The organism is Bacillus cereus group sp. N8 (genome assembly GCF_016483685.1).
Lineage (GTDB): Bacteria > Bacillota > Bacilli > Bacillales > Bacillaceae_G > Bacillus_A > Bacillus_A proteolyticus.
This window is the reverse complement of the sequence record NZ_JAEHBK010000001.1, coordinates 1-21423: the sequence shown is the minus strand read 5'-3', so window position 1 is coordinate 21423 and position 21423 is coordinate 1. Positions and strand designations below refer to the sequence as shown.

The window sequence follows — 21423 nt, the reverse complement described above, 5'->3', positions numbered from 1 at the left end:
TATATTATACTATACATAACGATTTACTTCCAAAAGGAGTGTTATATTTCATGCGCGCAATATTATTAGGGCTTTTATCATCAGCCTTTTTTTCTGCAACCTTTATTATTAATAGAGCGATGAATGTATCTGGAACAAGCTGGGCTTGGACAGCTTCCTTCCGCTTTTTATTCGCTCTCCCTATTTTATTCCTTATCGTTTTATTTCGCAAAAACTTAAGAGGTTTATGGGAAGAGTTAAAAAAACATCCATTTATGTGGATTGGATGGGGTTCTGTTGCAGGGATTGGTTTCTATTCTTTATTAAGTTTCGCAGCTGTTTTTTCTCCAGCTTGGCTCGTTGCTGGAACTTGGCAAGTTACGATATTAGCAGGTTTACTTTTATCACCACTATTTTTCGTGAAAATAGAGACACAGTCAGGTACGAAACTTGTACGCGGAAAAATTCCACTTCGTAGTTTATATGTAGCATTATTTATTTTACTTGGTGTAATTTGTATGCAAGCAACTGCAGCGGGTCATATTACAATGACGCAGTTCATTTCGGGTTTTTTACCTGTCGTATTAGCTGCATTCTTATATCCGTTCGGCAATCGAAAAATGATGGAACTTGTTGGCGGACGTCTTGATACATTCCAACGTGTATTAGGAATGGCAATTGGAAGTCTTCCTATTACAATTCTCCTTGGTATATACGGCTTTGCCACTACTGGTATTCCATCATCAACTCAAATGCTTCAAGGTTTTTTGTTAGCATTATGTTCTGGAGTCATTGCGACGATGACATTCTTTTTTGCTACTGATTTAGCAAAAGACAATCTTGCTTTACTTGGAGCTGTTGAAGCAACACAAGCTGGAACGATGGTCTTTACCGTGCTTGGTGAGATTATTTTCTTGAATGGTTCATTCCCTGGTGGTCTTTCCCTATTCGGAATGATTATTATTATGTTAGGAATGGTTGCGAATAGTATTTTAAACCGTTCTGCTCCAGTCATTAAACAGAAAAAATCGGCATAAAAAAGAGTATGGTTCTATAACAATGAACCATACCCTTTTTATTGTCCCCCTATTTCGCCTTATCAGAATAGTATTTTATTGGCTGTTTATACTAAAACCTATGTTATAATACGTTTCATGCGCATTAATAGGAGGTAAATTATGTTAAAAAAAGCAATCGCTGAATTTATTGGTACATTTGTACTTGTATTATTCGGAACTGGAGTAGCTGTCACTGGCGGCGGAATTGAAGGAATTGGAACATTAGGAATCGCTATGGCTTTCGGTCTATCTATTGTCGCAATGGCTTATAGTATCGGAACAATTTCTGGATGTCACATTAACCCAGCAGTATCTGTAGCTATGTTCATCAACAAAAGAATGAACGCTACGGAACTTTGTTATTATGTATTAGCTCAAATTTTAGGTGGTTTATTAGGAACTGCAACGTTAGTAACAATTTTACGCTCTGCTAAAACACCTTTAGATAATTTAGGACAAAATGGTTTTGGTACTCTTGGTTTATCTGGAGCATTTTTAGTTGAGTTCGTTTTAACTTTCGTATTTATTTTAGTAATCGTGGCTGTAACAGGTAAAAAAGGAAGTTCTTCTTTAGCAGGACTAGTAATTGGTTTCACATTAGTTTTAATCCACTTATTAGGAATTCCGTTAACTGGAACATCTGTTAACCCAGCTCGTAGTATCGCACCAGCTTTATTTGTTGGTGGAGAAGCACTTTCTCAACTATGGGTATTCATCGTAGCACCAATTCTTGGTGGTATCGTAGCAGCTGTTGTAGGGAAATTTATTTTAAATACTGAAAAATAGAATTTTCAATATTTCTGAATAAAAAAAGGCGAGCCCTCATTATGAGGAAGCTCGCTTTTTTATTCTTTCATTTTAGACTTTAAATTTGTAACTAATTGGTCTACTGTTACGTTTGCAAGTACGTTTTCCATCGCTTCTTGCGCTTGCATCAAAATAATTTCTAATACTGATTGAATATTAGCTCCTACTGGACATTCAATGTTGGGATTTTCATGGAAGGAAAATAGCTGTCCTTCTTCTACTACTTCCACTGCTTTATATACATCAAGTAATGTAATTTCTTCTAAATCACGAGCAAGTGTCGTACCACCTTTACCAGCTTGTACATCAACAAGTCCTGCTCTCTTCAACATTCCTGTAATGCGACGAATCACAACTGGATTTGTATTCACACTACCAGCAATCCATTCAGAGGTACAGCGAGAGTTTCGATCTATCGCAAGTAACGTCAGCATATGAACACCTACTGTAAACCGACTACTAATTCCCATCTGCACACCCTCCTTTGTACTCATTCTATTAAAAGACCACTCTTATTATTATATACTATTTTTAATTTATACATAAAGAAAAAGCATGATTCCATTAGAAAATCATGCTTTTCTCTCCTTATTGACGCTTTATAAATTTTGCTAAATCTTTAAATTTCACTTTGTCGGAGTAATTCATTACACCGTTTACGTAAATGCGACTTGTAACGGCATTTAATATACCAATTGTCGCCAATAAAACTATTAATGTTATCGTAATCTCTAACATACCTGCTTCACCGGCTATAATCCGTGAGAAGGTGACCATCGGTGTGAAAAACGGAACATACGAACTTACAACAACAATAGTACTATTCGGATCACTTAATGATTTAATACTAATGAAGAATGCAGCCATAATCAAAATCATTACCGGGAAAGATACAGCTTGTAAATCCTCTGTCTTAGACACAACAGCTCCAGCCGCAGCGTACATCATCGCATAAAGTAAATATCCCGTAATGAAATAGACAAGAAACATGCTTATAACCTTTGCATCTAATTTTGTAAAGTCAATTGGAACACCAAATAATGAGGCACTTTCTAAATCGACCCAACCTAGCAAATAAGGAATAAGGTAACCACACGCCAATATTACAAGTTGCAATAACGCCGTTGAAACAACCGCTAAAATTTTCGCATACATCATCGTAAGTGGCTTTACTTTCGGAAGCATTACTTCCATTACACGTGACGCCTTTTCAGATGCAATATTCATTGCGATTGTATTTCCGAAAGCTACAATAAACATATACAAAGCAAATGTAAAGAAATATGCAATTCCGAAAGAAGATGTACGATCTTTTATCGCTTCTTGCTTCACTTGAATTTCTGCTTGTAATTGCTGCGCAATTTCTGGTGAAACATTATTTTTTGCAATCGTCACCATCGTATATTGTTGTTTTAAATAGCCTGCCATAATTGCAGAAGTTGCTTGGCTTGGAAATCCATTATACATATATGTAACCGCTGGAGCCCCATCCTTTTCCGTCACATGGAATAGACCATCTAAATCGCCTTCTTCTACTTGTTTATGGTATTTATCAAAATCATTATTTGAACCAACCGTTATTTTTGCTGATGGTAATAGCTTATTTAGCTCTTCTTTTTGTACTTTGTATGTGGAGCTCTCTACTACAACTGCAATTTTATCTTTATCCTTATTTTTATCATCGCCTGAAGTAAAATGATTAAATGCAAAAATCCCAAACACAACTAAAAATAAAATCGCACTCGTAATTAATGATTTTTTAGATAAAAATGCTTCTTTAAAATAAAATGAAAATACATGAGAAAATTTACGCATCTTTATTTCGCCCTCTCTACAAAGATTTCGTTTAACGTCGGCTCTAACATTTTAAATTGGCGTAAGGTAACACCTTGTTCTTGCAATTGTTGTAAAATCTTTAGAGCTTCTGCATCGTCTTGTACTTTTACATAAAGAAGGCCTTGTTGTTTTTCATACGGGACTTGTATAGCTTCTAATCCCTTTTCATTCTCTGCTATATCTTCAATCGTTAAATTACGGAAACCGTATTCCTTCTTAATATCACTTAACTGTCCCTCTACAACTGCTTCACCCTTTTTCAAAATACATACATGTTGGCAAAAGGCCTCTACTTGCTCCATACGGTGACTTGATAAAATAATTGTCTTTCCGCTCTGTACTTGTTCTCCAATAATACTAGCTAGCATTCCAGCATTAACTGGATCAAGTCCGCTAAATGGTTCATCCAAAATAAGAAGTTCTGGATCATGAAGAAGAGCAGCAATCAATTGAATTTTTTGCTGATTCCCTTTTGAAAGCTCTCCAGCCGTCTTAAATTTATATTCTGGTATTGCTAATCGCTCTAACCAGTGATCGATAGCAATATCTACTTCTTTCTTCGTCATTCCTTCTAATCTACCAAAATAACGCAATTGATCTATTACTCTACTTTTTGTATATAAACCTCTCTCCTCTGGTAAATATCCAATTGTCACCCCGCTATTACCAAATGTTTTTCCATCCCATGTAATAGAGCCTTCATTAGGTGTTAATAATCCAAGAAGCATCTTGATTGTTGTTGTTTTCCCTGCACCATTTCGTCCAAGCAATCCTAGCACTTCACCTTTTGGTAACGAAATTTGCAAACCGTTAACTGCTTTTGATTCTCCAAATAGTTTCGTTAAATTTTGAATTTGTAAACTCAAAGTATAAAGCCTCCCCTTTAGTATCATTCGTACTCTCTGTTAAATCCTATAATTGTTCAGAATGAAATATAGTACTATATTTCATTCTCTTATATGTATCACTACACTTAATCCATCATTTGTTTCATTTAGTTAAAACTGTAAATAAAAACCTTATTTCTGTCAATTATAATTGTCATTACAACAATACAACTTGTCAAAACAGGTATTATTATTTAACTCACCTTTCTAATATAGGACAGACTACTATATATACAAAAGACAATATGCAAATGTTCATAAAAAAAATATTATTTTTCGATATATAATATTAAATGATTTTCTAACATCAAGGAGGATACATATGAAGATGAAGAGGGGCATTACCACTTTATTATCTGCAGCAGTTCTATCTACATCACTTGTAGCATGTTCAGGAACACCAGAGAAAACAGTGGCAAAAGAAGAAAAAGTAAAATTAACAGACCAGCAATTAATGGCTGATTTATGGTATCAAACAGCTGGTGAAACGAAAGCACTTTACTACCAAGGATACAATATTGGTCAATTGAAGCTTGATGCAGCTCTTGCAAAAGGGACAGAGAAAAAACCTGCTATCGTACTTGATTTAGATGAAACTGTTTTAGACAACAGTCCTCATCAAGCAATGAGCGTAAAAACAGGAAAAGGCTATCCTTACAAATGGGATGACTGGATTAATAAGGCTGAAGCTGAGGCCCTTCCAGGCTCAATTGATTTCTTAAAATATACAGAATCTAAAGGTGTAGATATTTACTACATCTCAAATCGTAAAACGAACCAACTAGATGCAACAATTAAAAACCTTGAGCGTGTAGGTGCTCCTCAAGCAACGAAAGAACATATATTACTACAAGATCCAAAAGAAAAAGGAAAAGAAAAACGCCGTGAACTCGTTTCACAAACACATGATATTGTCTTATTCTTCGGTGATAACTTATCTGATTTCACTGGTTTTGATGGGAAATCTGTAACAGATCGTAATCAAACAGTAGCAAATTCAAAAGCACAATTTGGTGAGAAATTCATTATTTTCCCGAATCCAATGTATGGTGATTGGGAAGGCGCTTTATATGATTATGATTTCAAAAAATCAGATACAGAAAAAGATAAAATTCGTCGCGACAACTTAAAATCATTTGATACAAAATAAAAGAGGATGGCTTTAGCCACCCTCTTTTATTTTTCCTTCTCTGTTAAAGGCAAGATAAACACTTCCACACGTCTATTCTTTGCCTTTCCTTCTTGTGTATCATTTTTATCAATTGGACGATATTCTCCATAACCAATTGCACTAAAACTTTCTGGTGGCAACTCTTTATTTTGAAGCAATACTTGCATAAAATTCACAGCGCGCTGTGTACTCAATTCCCAGTTTGATGCAAATTTTGCATTCGCAATCGGAACATTATCAGTGTGACCAGATACAGTTATTTCACGAGGAGCTGCTGAAACAAGTACATTAGACATTTCTTTTGCAATTCCCAATGATTCCAACTTTACATCTGCTTTCCCCGAATCAAACAGCACATTCTCTAGTATTGTCACCATTAATCCCTTTTCAGTTAATTTAGTTTGAAAAGCAGAGGATAATTGGTTCTCATTAATATATTGATCAATCTTTTTTTGTAATGCTTTTAACTCAGCCATCTCTTTTTTTTCTTCGGCTCTAGCTTCTTCTTGTTTTTTTTCTTGTTCCGCCTCAAGACCACTTGCTGATAATCCTGTTTCATCATTTGGCTTTTGATCACTTAAAAACTCTTTATTTCCTGTTCCACCTGCTAGTTCACTGCGAAAAGCTACTGCCATCTGTTTAAATTTCTCAGCATCTATACTACTCATTGCAAATAAAACAATAAACAATGCAAACAACAGCGTTAGCATATCAGCATACGGAATTAACCACGTTTCATCAATATGTTCGTCATGCTTTTTCTTTTTACTTCTTCTATTCTTCCTACTCCGCATTTTTTTCCGCTCCTTTTTCTAGCTTTTTACGCTCAGTTGCAGAAAGCGCACCTAAAATGCGGTTTTTCATAATAAATGGATATGTACCTTCTTGTAACATTAATAAACTATCAATAATTAAACGCTTCTTCTCTAATTCAGCGGCAGACTTTTGCTTTAATTTATTTGCAAATGGATGCCATAACACGTAACCTGAAAAGATACCGAAAATCGTTGCAATAAATGCACCTGAAATAGCATGTCCTAGCTTTTCAATATCAGTTAAATTTCCAAGTGCAGCTACAAGACCAATAACAGCACCTAAAACCCCTAATGTCGGTGCATATGTACCAGCTTGAGAAAAAATTGCCGCTCCTTTTGCATGCCTTTCTTCAATTGCTTCTAATTCAGCTTCTAAAATTTGTTCTAAATTTTCTGCGGATACGCCATCAATCACAAATTTCATACCACGTAAAAGAAACTCATCTTCAATTTCATCTAATTGTTGTTCTAAAGACAAAATACCGTATTTTCTACTCTCAGATGTCCAATGAACAAATAACTCTAATAACTGTTCATAGCTTAAATCTTTTTTATTTGAACCAAAAAGAACTTTAAATAATTTTGGAACTTTTTTTAGTTGATTCATCGGAAATGCAATACATACTGCAGCAAACGTACCGACAAAAATAATTAGTGCCGCGGCAGGATTCAGTAAGGCCATTACGTCAGCGCCCTTGACGACCATTCCTACTACTATCGCCAATACTCCTAAAACGATTCCAATAATTGTTGCAAAATCCATTCCCATTCACCCCTATTCTGTACAAGAAGTCCTTCACCCTTGTTAATCATTAAATCTATCTATATGTATATATTACATAAAAAATGAATTTCATGAAAGATTAGAAATGAATTATATGAAAAAAACACTACAATTTCGCACATTTTCTGACATTTTCTTTGCATTTCTATTACGTTATGGCTCTTATATTTCTTTTTCAATAAGCTAGACTTATAATAAAAACGATACATATTTTATTAAGAAAGGACTGTGATTACAAGGCATCATGAAAAAGATAATAATTGTTTCTGCCGCTACTATTGTAATCGGTATCACATCTTTCGCTTACTTTGGTTCTAAATCACCACTACAAAACGAGGTGAAGGCTGTCGAAAGTCAAAAACATAGTAACCATCAAAAAGAAGAGATTCCTGCTTTTCCAAAAGCTGATCATAATAAAAAGAAACTAGATGATAATTTTTCCGTTGTAACAAATCCAGATTCTGCTCTTGTATTAGTCAATAAACATCGTAAATTGCCAGATGGATACATTCCAAAAGATTTAACGAAACCGAACGTACCATTTACTAATCCAAAAGATAAAGAGAAAACATTACTTCGTAAAGATGCTGCAGATGCGCTTAAGAAAATGTTCCAAGCAGCGAAAAACGAAGGGGTAGAACTTACAGCAGTTTCAGGTTACCGTTCTTACAAACGTCAACAGTCATTACATAATACATATATTAAACGCCAAGGAAAAACTGAGGCTAATTCGGTAAGTGCAATTCCTGGAACAAGTGAACATCAAACTGGTTTAGCAATGGATATTAGTTCAAAATCTGCTAAATTCCAATTAGAGCCTATCTTCGGAGAAACAGCAGAAGGAAAATGGGTTGCAGAACATGCCCATGAATTCGGCTTTGTCATCCGTTACTTAGAAGACAAAACAGAAACAACAGAATATTCATATGAACCGTGGCATTTACGCTACGTTGGTAATCCATACGCTACATACATATATAAACATCATTTAACATTAGAAGAAGCGATGGAAGACAAAAAATAAGAGAGCAAATTGCTCTCTTATTTTTCTTTCATTCTATTATTTTAGTAATTTTCCCTTCCATTCTTCAGGCCATGGTTCGCCTCTTCCCGTTTTTTTCGATGCTTGCACCATCATGCCACGTCCAACTAAACAAACTTCTCCTTCTGCATTTTTGACCATATAGTGTAAATCTAATGAGGAATTCCCAACCGCTCCTGCCTTTACATATACTTTCAACTGCTCATCAAAATAAATTTGTTTAATAAAATTGCATTGTAGATCTGCGACGACTATCATCGTTTCTGATGATTCATGTGTCCATTCTTGCATAAATCCCAGTTCTTTAAACAATGCGATACGTGCTTCTTCAAAATATGTAAAAGCAACGACATTATTTACGTGCCCAAACATATCTACTTCACCAAAACGAACTTTGACAGGGTTATAAAATGAAAAACCACTTTCCCATTGCTCAAAGTCTTCAATATAAGAAATCCTCTTCATTGCTACCTCTCCTTTTCGCCCTTAAAATAAACAGAATAAACAGAAAAATAAAGTTATAAATATTGCCTCTTCAACATGAAGAGGCAATATTTATTAATAGTTATTGTCGCTACCAAAGAAATCTTTGAACGATTGAATTGTTGTATCACGGTTTAATGCCGCAATTGAAGTTGTTAATGGAATACCTTTCGGACATGATTGCACACAGTTTTGAGAGTTACCACAGTTTGCAAGTCCTCCATCTCCCATAATTGCACGTAAGCGATCAGCTTTATGCATTTCACCTGTTGGATGTGAGTTGAATAAACGAGCTTGTGATAACGGCGCTGGTCCAATAAAGTCAGATTTACTATTTACGTTTGGACATGACTCTAAGCAAACACCACATGTCATACATTTTGAAAGTTCATATGCCCATTGACGCTTTTTCTCTGGCATCCTTGGTCCTGGTCCTAGGTCATACGTACCATCGATTGGAATCCAAGCTTTAACACGTTTTAACGCGTTAAACATACGGCTACGATCAACTTGTAAGTCACGTACAACTGGGAATGTCTTCATCGGCTTTAAGCGAATTGGTTGTTCTAACTGGTCAATAAGAGCTGTACATGATTGACGTGGTTTTCCGTTAATCACCATCGAACAAGCACCACATACTTCCTCTAAACAGTTCATATCCCATGCAATCGGAGTCGTTTGGTTCCCTTTTGAATCAACAGGATTACGACGAATTTCCATCAACGCTGAAATAATATTCATATTTGGACGATACGGAATTTCAAACTCTTGGTCAAATTCTTGTGCATCTGGTCCATCTTGTCTCGTAATGATGAGGCGGATTGTTTTCTCAGACATGTTGTTTATCCCCCTTCTCTTCACCCTTAGCAGCTACATCGTGTTTTGAAGAATAGTCACGTTTACGTGGTTTAATTAATGAAACATCCACTTCTTCGTAATGGAATGCTGGTGCTTTTCCTTCTCCCTCAAATTTCGCCATCGTAGTTTTTAAGAAGTTTGCATCATCACGATTTGGGAATTCTGGTTTGTAATGCGCTCCGCGGCTTTCATTACGGTTATATGCGCCAATTGTAATAACACGCGCTAACTCGAACATATTTGCAAGTTGGCGTGTAAATGAAGCACCTTGGTTACTCCATCTTGCTGTATCGTTAATGTTAATGCGTTTGTAACGTGCCATTAACTCTTCGATTTTCGCATCAGTTTCTAGTAACTTTTTATTTTCACGAACTACTGTAACGTTATCTGTCATCCATTCTCCAAGCTCTTTATGAAGAACATACGCATTTTCGTTACCATCAAGCGTTAAAATATTGTTAAATTTCTCTGTTTCGATTAATTCATTTTGCTCATATACAGTAGATGAAACAGCATCAGATGATTTAGAAAGACCTTTCATATACTCAATTGCGTTTGGTCCTGCTACCATACCACCGTAAATTGCTGATAATAGTGAGTTTGCACCAAGGCGGTTACCACCGTGCATAGAATAATCACACTCACCTGCTGCAAATAAACCTGGAATACTTGTCATCTGCTTGTAATCAACCCATAGTCCGCCCATTGAATAGTGAACCGCTGGGAAGATTTTCATTGGTAGTTTACGAGGATCATCACCTGTAAACTTCTCATAGATTTCAATAATTCCACCAAGTTTAATATCTAGTTCTTTCGGATCTTTATGAGAAAGATCTAGATATACCATGTTTTCACCGTTAATACCTAGTTTTTGCTCTACGCAAACATCAAAGATTTCACGAGTTGCAATATCACGAGGTACAAGGTTTCCGTAAGCTGGATATTTGTCTTCTAAGAAGTACCATGGCTTACCATCTTTATATGTCCAAACACGCCCACCTTCACCACGTGCGGATTCACTCATAAGACGTAACTTATCGTCTCCAGGAATTGCCGTTGGATGGATTTGAATGAACTCACCGTTCGCATAATATGCACCTTGTTGATATACAGCAGATGCTGCTGTACCTGTATTGATAATAGAGTTAGTTGATTTTCCAAAGATGATACCAGGGCCCCCTGTTGCCATAATCACGGCATCAGCTTGGAAACTTTTAATCTCCATAGTTTGTAAGTCTTGTGCGACGATTCCTCGGCACACACCTTCATCATCAACAACAGCTCGTAAGAAATCCCAACCTTCGTATTTCGTTACAAGTCCCGCTACTTCATGACGACGTACTTGCTCATCTAATGCGTATAGTAATTGTTGACCAGTTGTTGCGCCAGCAAATGCTGTACGGTGATGTTGTGTTCCACCAAAACGACGGAAATCAAGAAGTCCTTCTTCCGTACGGTTGAACATAACACCCATGCGGTCCATTAAATGAATAATACCTGGTGCTGCTTCACACATCGCTTTAACTGGCGGTTGGTTCGCTAAGAAGTCCCCACCATAAATTGTATCGTCAAAGTGGATCCATGGAGAATCCCCTTCACCTTTTGTATTTACGGCACCGTTAATTCCACCTTGGGCACATACAGAATGTGAACGTTTTACTGGTACTAAAGAAAATAGTTCAACATTTACTCCTGCTTCTGCCGCTTTAATCGTTGCCATTAAGCCGGCCAAGCCACCGCCGACTACTATAAGTTTCCCTTTCATGCTCTCCCACTCCTTACTGGTTTGCTAGCTGTGGATCGATGAACGCTAATAATGCACTCACACCTACATAAGATAGACCTAAGAAAATAGCTAATGTTACATAAGTAGAGATTCTTTGTGAACGTGGAGATACTGTAATTCCCCAGCTTATGCAGAATGTCCATAGTCCATTTGCAAAGTGGAAAATCGTTGAAACAACACCAACTAAATAGAAACCAAACATAAATGGGTTGTTTAAAATATCTGCCATCATATCATAATTTACCTCTTTACCTAACATTGCTTGAATACGAGTTTCCCAGACGTGCCAAGAAATGAAAATCAGCGTAACGATACCTGAAATTCTTTGGAAGACGAACATCCAGTTACGGAAATAACCGTAAGATACCGCATTGTTCTTAGCTGTAAATGCAATATATAAGCCATATATAGCATGGTACAGTATAGGTAAAAAGATGATGAAAATTTCTAGCGCATACCGGAATGGAAGGAGCTCCATAAAGCCTGCAGCTTTGTTAAAAGCCTCTGCTCCTCTTGTTGCAAAGTTGTTTACAATTAGATGTTGCGTCAAAAAGACACCAACCGGGATGACCCCCATTAATGAGTGCCACTTACGAAACGTATACTCGCGGCCTTTCATGTCCCCATTACCCCCTTGAATGTTTGACTGCTGTTTTCAGATTAATTTATAACAATAATGTTTTTTCACTATTGGCATAAGAAAAACTGAAAAAATTATTCGAAATATTTCAGCATAATTTGATAACAAGTTCATTTTACCCCTATTTTTGTCGAAGCGTCAAGAAAACGTATACATAATTTGCATATAATTTGCCAATTCTTTTTTTCTTCTTAGATATTCAGATTTCCCTAAAGAAAAATCTGTTTTTATAAATGAAAAATGTTATATAATAATCCCTATAGAAAGAGGGGAATATTGTGAGCAAAAATACAATCGATATAACATCTTTAGAAGATGTTTCATTGAACGCCTTCGCTTATGAATTGCTACGTGAAGAATTACTACCTGATTTAATTGGTAACGATTTAGACGGTATTTTATACTGGTCCGGCAGAAACCTTGCAAGAAAATATCCGCTAGAAACAATTGAAGAAGTCATTCAGTTTTTTGAAAAAGCTGGTTGGGGCACTTTAAGCATCGTTGAACATAAACGTCGTGAAATGCAGTTCCAACTTAAAGGTACGCTTATTACTGAGCGTCAAAAACAAAAGAGACATTCTTCTTATCAATTAGAAGCTGGATTTATCGCCGAGCAAATTCAAAGACAAAGAAACGTCGTTGCAGAGTCCTACGAAGAACAAAAGAAACGTTCAGACTCTATTACAATTCTTGTTAAATGGGATATTAAAGATCTCATTGAAGCGTAGCATCTACCTACAGTCAACTAGACATATAAGTTTAGTTGACTTTTTTGTATATTCATTCAGATGAGTTTATTTTAAACATTCAGAAATTATACCAAAAAACAGAAGACGTTGTAAACTACAACGTCTTCTTATCTGTTAAATAAGTGTATATCGTCTCTGCAACATTTTTCGGCATACCCGCTTCGACAAATTCAGCTATGGAAGCTTCTTTCATCTTTTTTAACGAGCCAAAATGTTTTAACAATACCTTTTTGCGTTTATCGCCGATTCCTGGAATATCATCTAATGCTGATTGAATGACCGATTTCCCGTGCAACTGGCGATGGAATGTAATTGCAAATCTATGCACTTCATCTTGAATGCGTTGCAATAAATAAAATTCTTGGCTATTCCTCTCAAGCATCACAGGTTCAGGCGGATCTCCAATGATTAAATGTGATGTTTTATGTTTGTCATCTTTTACAAGCCCTGCCATTGGAATATATAATCCGAGTTCATTCTCCAGAACATCACTTGTAGCGGCCAGATGGCCTTTTCCACCATCAATAATGATTAAATCTGGTAAAGGTAAATTCTCTTTAAGCGCCCTCGTATAACGGCGTCTTACAACTTCCCTCATAGATTCGTAATCATCAGGACCTTGAACCGTTTTAATTTTATATTTCCGATATTCTTTCTTTGCTGGTTTCCCATCGATAAAAGCAATCATTGCGGAAACGGGATTTGTCCCTTGAATATTCGAGTTATCAAATGCTTCAATACGATATGGGGTTTCAATACTAAGCTGCTTCCCTAAATTATCAATGGCTTTAACCGTCCGCTCTTCATTACGTTCAATTAAGTAAAATTTCTCTTCTAGTGCAATTTTTGCGTTTTTATTTGCTAATTCTACAAGATCTTTTTTCTTACCACGTTTCGGCTGTGTCGCTTCAACTTCTAAAAAGCGCTCTACTAATTCTGAATCTATACTTCCTGGAACGACAATTTCCTTCGGTTTAAAGTGACTACTTTTTTCATAAAATTGACCGATAAACGTTAAAAATCCCTCTTCTGGTTCATCATAGATTGGAAACATAGAAACATCACGCTCAATTAACTTTCCTTTTCTAACAAAGAAAACTTGAACACACATCCATCCTTTATCAACCGCATATCCAAACACGTCACGGTCCACTAAGTCACTCATAATCATTTTTTGTTTTTCCATAATCGCATCAATATGAGCAATTTGATCGCGCAACTCTTTCGCCCGTTCAAACTCTAGTTTCTCTGAAGCCTCATACATCTTTGTTTCTAATTCTGATCGAACTTCTTTATGTCCACCATTTAAAAACTTAATAATTTCATCTACAATTTCTTTATTTTGCTCTTCCGTTACTTCTTTCACACAAGGCGCTAAACATTGGCCCATATGATAATATAAGCAAACTTTATCTGGCATATTTGAGCATTTACGAAGCGGGTACATACGATCTAATAATTTCTTTGTTTCATGAGCTGATTGCGCATTTGGATAAGGACCAAAATACTTTCCTTTATCCTTTTTTACATTTCGCGTAATGAGTAAGCGTGGCTGTTTTTCAGCTGTAATTTTAATGAAAGGATATGTTTTATCATCTTTTAATTGAATATTATATTTTGGATCATACTTTTTTATTAAATTTAACTCTAAAATAAGAGCCTCCAAATTTGAGGAGGTTACGATATATTCAAAGTCAACAATTTCTCCTACAAGCCGAAGTGTTTTCCCATCATGTGAACCAGTAAAGTACGAGCGCACACGATTTTTTAGTACTTTTGCCTTACCGACATATATAACCGTTCCTTGCTTATCTTTCATTAAATAACAACCAGGTTGATCTGGTAAAATAGCCAACTTCTCTTTCAAATGTTCGTGCACTCGTCACCCTCCATTTCTACATGCTTAGCATTTTTATTTTCACATGAAAACATACTATGCCAAAACACCCAACATACGTTCTTTTATTGTAACTGAAAGGTTATAAAAAAGAAAATAAAAAAAGCTACCAAATGGTAGCCTCTTTATTTTAGAAGTGTTTAGAAACTAATTCTACTAACGCTTCTTTCGGTTTATAACCTAACGCTTGATCAACTACTTTACCGTCTTTTAATACGAAAAGAGCTGGAATGCTCATTACTTCGAATTGACGAGCAGTTTCTTGGTTTTCATCAACGTCTACTTTTACTACTTTTACTTTTTCGCCTAGTTCTGCATCAATTTCCTCTAATACAGGAGCGATCATTTTACAAGGTCCACACCAAGGTGCCCAGAAATCTAATAATACAACACCTTCGCTAGTTTCAGCTGCGAAGCTTTGGTCATTTGCGTTTACAATTGCCATTTTATTTCCTCCTTCAAGTATATTCTACCAAGAGTATATCATTAACTTATATACGTGGCGAATAATATGTATCGTTATGTATTGTAACAAAAAAATGTTCCTTTATACTATATAAAAATACGGATTAAATACTAAAAAGGTGAGAGACAGGGGATCCCTCACCTTTTTCTATATATAGGGGTACTTCACTTAGAACTCAAGGGTACTCAAATCATGAATGTACTTTTAACTTTTTAAATTCTTCTGTTAAAAGAGGTACAACTTCAAATAGGTCACCAACAATACCATAGTCAGCTACTTTGAAGATACTTGCCTCTGGATCTTTATTAATCGCAACAATTATTTTTGAGTTAGACATACCAGCTAAATGCTGAATCGCACCAGAGATACCGCACGCAATGTATAGGTCTGGCGTAACAACTTTACCAGTTTGACCAATTTGTAATGAGTAATCACAATACTCAGCGTCACAAGCACCACGAGATGCCCCAACAGCGCCGCCTAATACGTCAGCTAACTCTTTTAATGGTTTAAATCCTTCTTCACTCTTCACACCGCGTCCACCTGCGATAATAACTTTCGCTTCAGAAAGATCAACACCTTCTGCAGTTTTACGGACGACATCTTGAATGATTGTACGTAAATCTTTTACATCAACTGTAATAGAAGATACATCACCACTGCGAGACTCATCTTTTTCAAGCGTTGTAATGTTATTTGGACGCACTGTCGCAAATAAGATACCATCTGTTACAATCTTCTTCTCGAACGCTTTACCAGAGTAAATTGGACGAGTGAAGATAACATTTCCACCTTCAACTTCTAAAGCAGTTACGTCAGAAACTAAACCAGCTTCAAGCTTTGCTGCTAATTTTGGTGATAAATCTTTACCAAGTGCTGTATGTCCAAATACAATACCTTCTGGATTTTCTTCAGCATATACAGCTAAAAACGCTTGCGCATAACCATCAGACGTATATGATTTTAATTTATCATTTTCAACTGTCACAACGCGATCTGCACCGTAATGAATCAATTCATTTGCAAAAGAGGCAACGCTGTCTCCAACTAGAAGACCTACTACTTCACCGCCTTCTGCAATTGTTTTTGCTGCTGCTACCGCTTCAAACGAAACGTTACGTAGCGATCCATCACGAACTTCACCCATTACTAATACTTTACGAGCCATAGATTTTCCCTCCTGCATATATAATTTCGTATTTTATTAGATTACTTTCGCTTCTGTATGGAGCAACGATACAAGTTCTTTTACTTGATCTTGCAGCTCGCCTTGTAACACTTTTCCTGCATCTTTCTTAGGAGGCAAATAGATTTCAATTGTTTTTGTTTTTGCTTCCACATCATCTTCTTCTAGATCTAAATCATCTAATTCTACTTCTTCTAGTGGCTTTTTCTTCGCTTTCATAATGCCTGGAAGTGATGGATAACGCGGTTCATTTAAACCTTGTTGCGCTGTTACTAAAACTGGTAATGATGTTTCGATTACTTCTGTATCTCCTTCAACATCACGCTCAATTTTCACATTTGTACCGTCAATTTCAAGCTTTGTAATTGTCGTTACGTATGGAATGTTTAACGCTTCAGCCACGCGTGGACCAACTTGTCCAGATGCGCCGTCAATCGCAACGTTCCCGCCTAAAATTAAATCTACTTCTTTATCTTTTAAATATTCAGCAAGTACTTTTGCTGTCGTGAACTGATCACCGTTTTCAACATCATCTTCAATATTGATTAATACCGCTTTATCGCAGCCCATCGCTAACGCAGTACGAAGTTCTTTCTCACTATCCTCGCCACCAACTGTTACAACAGTAACCTCTCCACCTTGTGCATCTCTTACTTGAATTGCTTCTTCAATCGCATATTCGTCGTAAGGGTTGATGATGAATTCCGCTTCGCCATCATAAATTGCACCGTTTTTAATTACGATTTTTTCTTCTGTATCAAATGTTCGTTTCATGAGTACGTAGATGTTCATTCCATTTACCCCCTTGTTTTTCAGAAAGATTCTATCAATTTTAAAATTCTGTTAATTTATATTAAAAAAATAATTGGACTACCTACCACTAAATGAAGGCTTACGTTTTTCTAAAAACGCTGCTACACCTTCTCTTCCATCTTCACTCGTAAACACTTCACCAAAAATCTGTGATTCACGCTGTACACCTTCATAATAATGAGACGATTTTGTCGTTTGTAATAACTCTAGCACAGCACGAGTTGTTGCTGGACTTTTTCCAGCAATCTGTTTTGCAATTTTAAGCGTATCTTCTAAAATAGATTCCTCAGAAAATACCCCGTTAACAAGCCCCCATTGTAATGCTTCTGCACCAGTAATTGGTGTACTTGTTAACATCATTTCACAAGCTTTCGCTTTACCAACATAACGCGGTAAACGCTGTGTACCTGCAAAACCAGGAATTAATCCAAGCGTTAATTCAGGTAAACCAAGTTTTGCACTTTCGGTTACGAAGCGCATGTGGCAAGACATAGCAAACTCAAGGCCGCCGCCAAGTGCCGCTCCATGAATTGCCGCAATAACTGGTTTTGAACATTTTTCAACACGCTCAAACGTAACTTGTCCAAGCTGCGCTAATTCTGTCGCTTGCTTCGCTTCAGTAACAGATGTAAATTCTTTAATATCTGCTCCAGCTGAGAAGAAACGCCCTTCACCATGTAGAACAACAACACGAATGTTATCATCCTTTTCCACTTGATCGATTAATTCAGTAACGTCATTCATAACTTGTGAAGACATTGCATTAGCTGGCGCATGATTTAGCGTCGCCACCGCAATATGGTCTTCAACTTTTACAGATAGGAATTTCAACATGATCCCTCCCATTATTGACGATAACCACAAGCTGCAATAAGTAGCCCATGTACCGTTTTCGAAAGTGCGACCAGATCATACTTATGATCGCTCATTACCCAATTGGTCACAACTTCATCCACTGTTCCAAAGATCATTTGTCTTGCCACGCGAACATTTAAATTCGCCTGGAATTCACCTTGCTTTATACCTGTTTCTAAAATCTCATCCATAACCTGTAAGTAGCCTTTTAATACTTCATTTATTTTAAGGCGCAAGTCTTGATTGGACTGTCTTAGTTCTAATTGCGTAACGATAGCAAGAGGATCATTTTGCGACAACAGCAAGAAGTGCGTTTCTACCAACATGAATAACTTCGCTACAGCGCTTTCAATTCCTGCTGTTTTTTGACGAATTGTTTCAACAAATTCTCCCATCTTCTCTTGGAATAAGGATATTAATATATCTTCTTTATTTTTAAAATATAAATAAATCGTGCCATCAGCTACCCCAGCTTGCTTTGCAATTTTTGAAACTTGCGCTTGATGGTATCCATTCTCCGCAATCACAATGACTGCCGCATCAATAATTTGATTGTATTTCGGTCTATTTTTCTTCACTTTACTGTCCCCTTCAAGAAGATGACTGAATGAATAGTCATTCATATTCTTATAATACTGACTATTTAGAAAAGTGTCAATCCTATTTTTTCAAAAAGAAAGGGCCTTAGCCCGTTTGCTCATCCTCATTCTTTCTCTTCTCTTCATCTATTAGGACACGACGTAAAATTTTTCCGACTGTCGTCTTTGGCAACTCACTTCGAAACTCATATACTTTCGGAACTTTGTAAGCTGCTAAATATTTACGTGCAAACTGATCTAGTTCTTCTTCTGAACACTCAGCGCCTTCTTTCAAAACAACAAAAGCTTTTACAGTTTCTCCTCGATACGGATCGGGAACGCCAATTGCTACTACTTCTTGCACCTTTTCACATTCATATAATACCTCTTCTACTTCACGAGGGTATACGTTAAAACCACTAGCAACAATCATATCTTTCTTACGATCTTTCACATAGAAAAATCCATTCTCATCCATGTATCCTACATCACCTGTATGGAGCCAACCATCTTGCAGTACAGCTGCCGTTTCCTCTGGTTTATTCCAATACCCTTTCATGATTTGCGGACCCTTTACAACAATTTCACCAATTTCACCTGGAGGTAATGCCTCTCCAGTTTCAAGTGACATAATGATTGCCTCTGTATCCGGCCACGGTACACCAATACTTCCTGGCACACGTTTTTCCCACAAAAAGTTCCCATGTGTAACTGGCGATGACTCCGTTAATCCATATCCTTCTACTAATTTACCACCTGTAACTCTCTCAAACTCCTCCTGTACTTCTACTGGAAGCGGTGCAGAGCCACTTATACAAGCCTGAATAGAAGAAATATCGTATTCTTTTAAAAGAGGGCTATTTAAAAGAGCAATATAAATAGTTGGTGCTCCTGGAAATAATGTAACTTTATGTTTCTTAATTGCCTCAAAAACCATTTTCATATCAAATTTCGGAATAAGAACCATTTTATATCCTTGCATAATACTCAAATTCATTACAGCTGTCATCCCGTACACATGAAAAAACGGAAGAACACCAAGAATTACTTCTTCTCCTTCTTTACAATTATATAACCAATGCGCTCCCATTAAAGTGTTCGAAACGAGATTTTTATGCGTTAACATAACTCCTTTTGGAAATCCTGTCGTTCCCCCTGTATACTGCAAAAGAGCCAGATCGTTTTCAGGGTCACATGGAATTTCAACATTAGCAGTACTTTCTCTTTCTACTGATTTCCAGAGATGGATTGTTTCACTTTCCGACACATTCACAACAAGATTTGTTTGCTTTTTTTGTACAAACGGATAAAGTAAATTTTTAGGAAAAGGTAAAAAATCTGCAATACGAGTTACGATAATGTGCTCAAGCCTTGTAGCCTTTTGAACGTTAGTAACTCTAGGAAACACCAAATCAAGACAAAGAATAACTTTTGCCCCTGAGTCATGAAGTTGATACTCAAGCTCTCTTTCTGTATAAAGAGGGTTCGTTTGTACGACAATTCCCCCCGCAAGCAATGTACCATAATAACCTATTACAGATTGCGGACAATTTGGTAGCATAATCGCAACTCTATCACCTTTTTCAACACCAAGCCTTTGAAGGTAATTCGCAAATTTCTTCACCTTGTCATGGAAATCTGAAAATGTAACATCTTTACCTAAAAAGTGAAGCGCTTTCTTTTCTGGATAACGAGAAGCCATTTTCTCTAAATATCCATGAAGTGGCTGAATATCATATGAAATCGTCCCTGGGATTTCCTCTGGATAACTCTGCAACCAAGGTTTTTCCACTCTCATTCCCCCTTCTAATAATTGTTAAAATAAATGAATGTTCATTCATGATGATTGTTTTCATTATATTATAGTCAGAACAGCGTTACAATCATAATATTCTGACTTTAATATAACTATGCTTTACTTCATTAACTTCTTATTATATGTATAAACTCTCTTAATTTTAAAAGAATAAGAGAGTTATCGTTAATTAGCTTAATCTTATAATCGTTAAAACTGCACCAGGTGTATTCGTTGATAATGTTGCAACGGCTAACAATCCAAACAACTGCAAACTAATTGCACTCCCCGCTGCAAGAGTTGTAATAATTGTTGCACTAAATGAAGTCGTTGCTAATGCAGGAGCGTTGATAGTTCCTGTAAGTGGTGCCCCATTAATCGTAATTCGCGAACTAACTAATAAAGAAGCCGTTATATTAATTGTATATGAAATATAATAATTCCCCGCATTTGCGGCCGTAAATACTGTGTTCCCCCCCGATACTGTAATTCCTGGACCGATATTCTGATTATTTGGAAGCGGGACATTTGTCCCACCAAGTAATACTGATATTGCCGTACCCGATGTATTATTCGCAAATGCATACGTCGCAGTTATACTTGTACCTGTTACTCCCGTTGCTCCTGTATCTCCTGTTGCTCCTGTTGCTCCCGTTGCTCCTGTTACTCCCGTTGCTCCCGTTGTACCTGTTGCTCCTGTTGCTCCCGTTGCTCCCGTTGTACCTGTTACTCCCGTCGCTCCCGTCGCTCCCGTCGCTCCCGTTGGACCTGACGCTCCCGTTGCTCCTGTTACTCCCGTTGCTCCCGTTGCTCCCGTTGCTCCTGTTACTCCCGTCGCTCCCGTTGCTCCCGTTGGACCTGTTACTCCCGTGGCTCCCGTTGCTCCTGTTACTGCTGTTGCTCCTGGTTCTGCCGGGGCGGCGGGTGGGGCGGGTGGG

The 21423-nt window shown here is 36.9% G+C and carries 22 protein-coding genes; 5 read left to right on the top strand and 17 right to left on the bottom strand.

What is annotated here, in order from left to right; translation table 11 throughout:
* Window positions 1-50: 50 nt before the first annotated feature.
* Both JDS80_RS00110 and JDS80_RS00105 read left to right on the top strand, forming a co-directional pair.
* Window positions 51-1016: a DMT family transporter gene (locus JDS80_RS00110; RefSeq protein WP_199636723.1), complete on the top strand. Its 966-nt coding sequence runs from the start codon at window positions 51-53 to the stop codon at window positions 1014-1016.
* A 141-nt stretch (window positions 1017-1157) separates the two neighbouring features.
* A complete protein-coding gene (locus tag JDS80_RS00105) occupies window positions 1158-1823 on the top strand; it encodes an aquaporin (protein ID WP_071745793.1) in 666 nt (221 codons plus the stop codon).
* Between the two features lie 59 nt (window positions 1824-1882).
* On the opposite strand, the gene JDS80_RS00100 is transcribed toward JDS80_RS00105, so the two are convergent.
* The 3 genes from JDS80_RS00100 to JDS80_RS00090 all read right to left on the bottom strand — a co-directional run bounded on the left by JDS80_RS00100 (window position 1883) and on the right by JDS80_RS00090 (window position 4546).
* Entirely contained in the window at window positions 1883-2314 is a 432-nt protein-coding gene (locus JDS80_RS00100; protein ID WP_000512998.1) for an Rrf2 family transcriptional regulator, read from the bottom strand.
* 118 nt (window positions 2315-2432) lie between these two features.
* Window positions 2433-3659, bottom strand: a complete 1227-nt coding sequence (locus JDS80_RS00095) for an ABC transporter permease (RefSeq protein WP_199636722.1) — start codon at window positions 3657-3659, stop codon at window positions 2433-2435.
* A 2-nt stretch (window positions 3660-3661) separates the two neighbouring features.
* A complete protein-coding gene (locus JDS80_RS00090) occupies window positions 3662-4546 on the bottom strand; it encodes an ABC transporter ATP-binding protein (RefSeq protein ID WP_199636721.1) in 885 nt (294 codons plus the stop codon).
* 343 nt (window positions 4547-4889) lie between these two features.
* On the opposite strand from JDS80_RS00090, the gene JDS80_RS00085 reads away from it, so the two are divergent.
* Window positions 4890-5717 (top strand): 5'-nucleotidase, lipoprotein e(P4) family, encoded by an 828-nt coding sequence (locus JDS80_RS00085; RefSeq protein WP_199636720.1) that lies wholly within the window; start codon window positions 4890-4892, stop codon window positions 5715-5717.
* A 26-nt stretch (window positions 5718-5743) separates the two neighbouring features.
* Here JDS80_RS00085 and motB read toward each other — a convergent pair whose 3' ends face one another.
* Both motB and motA read right to left on the bottom strand, forming a co-directional pair.
* Complete coding sequence (motB, locus tag JDS80_RS00080) at window positions 5744-6532, bottom strand: flagellar motor protein MotB (RefSeq protein ID WP_199636719.1); 789 nt, start codon at window positions 6530-6532, stop codon at window positions 5744-5746.
* On the bottom strand, window positions 6522-7316 hold the full coding sequence (motA, locus tag JDS80_RS00075) for a flagellar motor stator protein MotA (protein WP_199636717.1): 795 nt from the start codon (window positions 7314-7316) through the stop codon (window positions 6522-6524). Before motA ends, motB begins: the two co-directional genes overlap by 11 nt.
* 265 nt (window positions 7317-7581) lie before the next feature.
* Between motA and JDS80_RS00070 the strand changes: the two genes are divergently transcribed.
* The gene (locus tag JDS80_RS00070) at window positions 7582-8361 is read left to right on the top strand and encodes a M15 family metallopeptidase (RefSeq protein WP_199636716.1); all 780 of its coding nucleotides are present in this window, start codon (window positions 7582-7584) and stop codon (window positions 8359-8361) included.
* Between the two features lie 36 nt (window positions 8362-8397).
* Here the strand turns inward: JDS80_RS00070 and JDS80_RS00065 are convergent, their stop codons facing one another.
* From JDS80_RS00065 to sdhC, 4 genes are all read right to left on the bottom strand, one after another.
* Window positions 8398-8844, bottom strand: coding sequence for an acyl-CoA thioesterase (locus tag JDS80_RS00065; RefSeq protein ID WP_199636715.1), 447 nt, complete (start codon window positions 8842-8844; stop codon window positions 8398-8400).
* A gap of 93 nt (window positions 8845-8937) precedes the next feature.
* Window positions 8938-9699 carry a succinate dehydrogenase iron-sulfur subunit gene (gene sdhB / locus JDS80_RS00060; protein ID WP_001291830.1) on the bottom strand — a complete coding sequence of 254 codons (762 nt, stop codon included), beginning with the start codon at window positions 9697-9699 and terminating at the stop codon, window positions 8938-8940.
* Complete coding sequence (gene sdhA, locus JDS80_RS00055; protein WP_071745800.1) at window positions 9692-11485, bottom strand: succinate dehydrogenase flavoprotein subunit; 1794 nt, start codon at window positions 11483-11485, stop codon at window positions 9692-9694. The genes sdhB and sdhA overlap by 8 nt, the downstream gene beginning before the upstream one ends.
* Window positions 11486-11498: 13 nt before the next feature.
* Window positions 11499-12125 (bottom strand): succinate dehydrogenase cytochrome B558, encoded by a 627-nt coding sequence (sdhC, locus tag JDS80_RS00050; RefSeq protein WP_000678357.1) that lies wholly within the window; start codon window positions 12123-12125, stop codon window positions 11499-11501.
* A gap of 299 nt (window positions 12126-12424) precedes the next feature.
* Between sdhC and JDS80_RS00045 the strand changes: the two genes are divergently transcribed.
* Entirely contained in the window at window positions 12425-12874 is a 450-nt protein-coding gene (locus JDS80_RS00045; protein ID WP_199636714.1) for a DUF2507 domain-containing protein, read from the top strand.
* 115 nt (window positions 12875-12989) lie between these two features.
* Here the strand turns inward: JDS80_RS00045 and uvrC are convergent, their stop codons facing one another.
* From uvrC to JDS80_RS00005, 8 genes are all read right to left on the bottom strand, one after another.
* Window positions 12990-14774, bottom strand: coding sequence for an excinuclease ABC subunit C (gene uvrC / locus JDS80_RS00040; protein ID WP_199636713.1), 1785 nt, complete (start codon window positions 14772-14774; stop codon window positions 12990-12992).
* 148 nt (window positions 14775-14922) lie between these two features.
* Window positions 14923-15237, bottom strand: a complete 315-nt coding sequence (gene trxA, locus JDS80_RS00035; protein ID WP_001018943.1) for a thioredoxin — start codon at window positions 15235-15237, stop codon at window positions 14923-14925.
* Window positions 15238-15448: 211 nt separating this feature from the next.
* On the bottom strand, window positions 15449-16426 hold the full coding sequence (gene etfA / locus JDS80_RS00030; RefSeq protein WP_071745803.1) for an electron transfer flavoprotein subunit alpha: 978 nt from the start codon (window positions 16424-16426) through the stop codon (window positions 15449-15451).
* 36 nt (window positions 16427-16462) lie between these two features.
* On the bottom strand, window positions 16463-17236 hold the full coding sequence (etfB, locus tag JDS80_RS00025) for an electron transfer flavoprotein subunit beta (RefSeq protein WP_001029036.1): 774 nt from the start codon (window positions 17234-17236) through the stop codon (window positions 16463-16465).
* Window positions 17237-17314: 78 nt separating this feature from the next.
* The gene (locus JDS80_RS00020; protein ID WP_199636712.1) at window positions 17315-18091 is read right to left on the bottom strand and encodes an enoyl-CoA hydratase; all 777 of its coding nucleotides are present in this window, start codon (window positions 18089-18091) and stop codon (window positions 17315-17317) included.
* An 11-nt stretch (window positions 18092-18102) separates the two neighbouring features.
* A complete protein-coding gene (locus JDS80_RS00015) occupies window positions 18103-18690 on the bottom strand; it encodes a TetR/AcrR family transcriptional regulator (RefSeq protein WP_430634465.1) in 588 nt (195 codons plus the stop codon).
* Between the two features lie 106 nt (window positions 18691-18796).
* A complete protein-coding gene (locus tag JDS80_RS00010; RefSeq protein ID WP_199636710.1) occupies window positions 18797-20482 on the bottom strand; it encodes a long-chain-fatty-acid--CoA ligase in 1686 nt (561 codons plus the stop codon).
* Between the two features lie 193 nt (window positions 20483-20675).
* Window positions 20676-21423 (bottom strand): BclA C-terminal domain-containing protein (locus JDS80_RS00005; protein WP_472926348.1); only part of this gene is annotated, 748 nt, incomplete at its 5' end.

Coding starts and splice junctions, on each gene's coding strand:
- JDS80_RS00110 (WP_199636723.1), top strand. CDS start 51: ATGCGCGCAATATTATTAGGGCTTTTATCATCAGCCTTTTTTTCTGCA.
- JDS80_RS00105 (WP_071745793.1), top strand. CDS start 1,158: ATGTTAAAAAAAGCAATCGCTGAATTTATTGGTACATTTGTACTTGTA.
- JDS80_RS00100 (WP_000512998.1), bottom strand. CDS start 2,314: ATGGGAATTAGTAGTCGGTTTACAGTAGGTGTTCATATGCTGACGTTA.
- JDS80_RS00095 (WP_199636722.1), bottom strand. CDS start 3,659: ATGCGTAAATTTTCTCATGTATTTTCATTTTATTTTAAAGAAGCATTT.
- JDS80_RS00085 (WP_199636720.1), top strand. CDS start 4,890: ATGAAGATGAAGAGGGGCATTACCACTTTATTATCTGCAGCAGTTCTA.
- motB (WP_199636719.1), bottom strand. CDS start 6,532: ATGCGGAGTAGGAAGAATAGAAGAAGTAAAAAGAAAAAGCATGACGAA.
- motA (WP_199636717.1), bottom strand. CDS start 7,316: ATGGATTTTGCAACAATTATTGGAATCGTTTTAGGAGTATTGGCGATA.
- JDS80_RS00070 (WP_199636716.1), top strand. CDS start 7,582: ATGAAAAAGATAATAATTGTTTCTGCCGCTACTATTGTAATCGGTATC.
- JDS80_RS00065 (WP_199636715.1), bottom strand. CDS start 8,844: ATGAAGAGGATTTCTTATATTGAAGACTTTGAGCAATGGGAAAGTGGT.
- sdhB (WP_001291830.1), bottom strand. CDS start 9,699: ATGTCTGAGAAAACAATCCGCCTCATCATTACGAGACAAGATGGACCA.
- sdhA (WP_071745800.1), bottom strand. CDS start 11,485: ATGAAAGGGAAACTTATAGTAGTCGGCGGTGGCTTGGCCGGCTTAATG.
- sdhC (WP_000678357.1), bottom strand. CDS start 12,125: ATGAAAGGCCGCGAGTATACGTTTCGTAAGTGGCACTCATTAATGGGG.
- trxA (WP_001018943.1), bottom strand. CDS start 15,237: ATGGCAATTGTAAACGCAAATGACCAAAGCTTCGCAGCTGAAACTAGC.
- etfA (WP_071745803.1), bottom strand. CDS start 16,426: ATGGCTCGTAAAGTATTAGTAATGGGTGAAGTTCGTGATGGATCGCTA.
- etfB (WP_001029036.1), bottom strand. CDS start 17,236: ATGAACATCTACGTACTCATGAAACGAACATTTGATACAGAAGAAAAA.
- JDS80_RS00020 (WP_199636712.1), bottom strand. CDS start 18,091: ATGTTGAAATTCCTATCTGTAAAAGTTGAAGACCATATTGCGGTGGCG.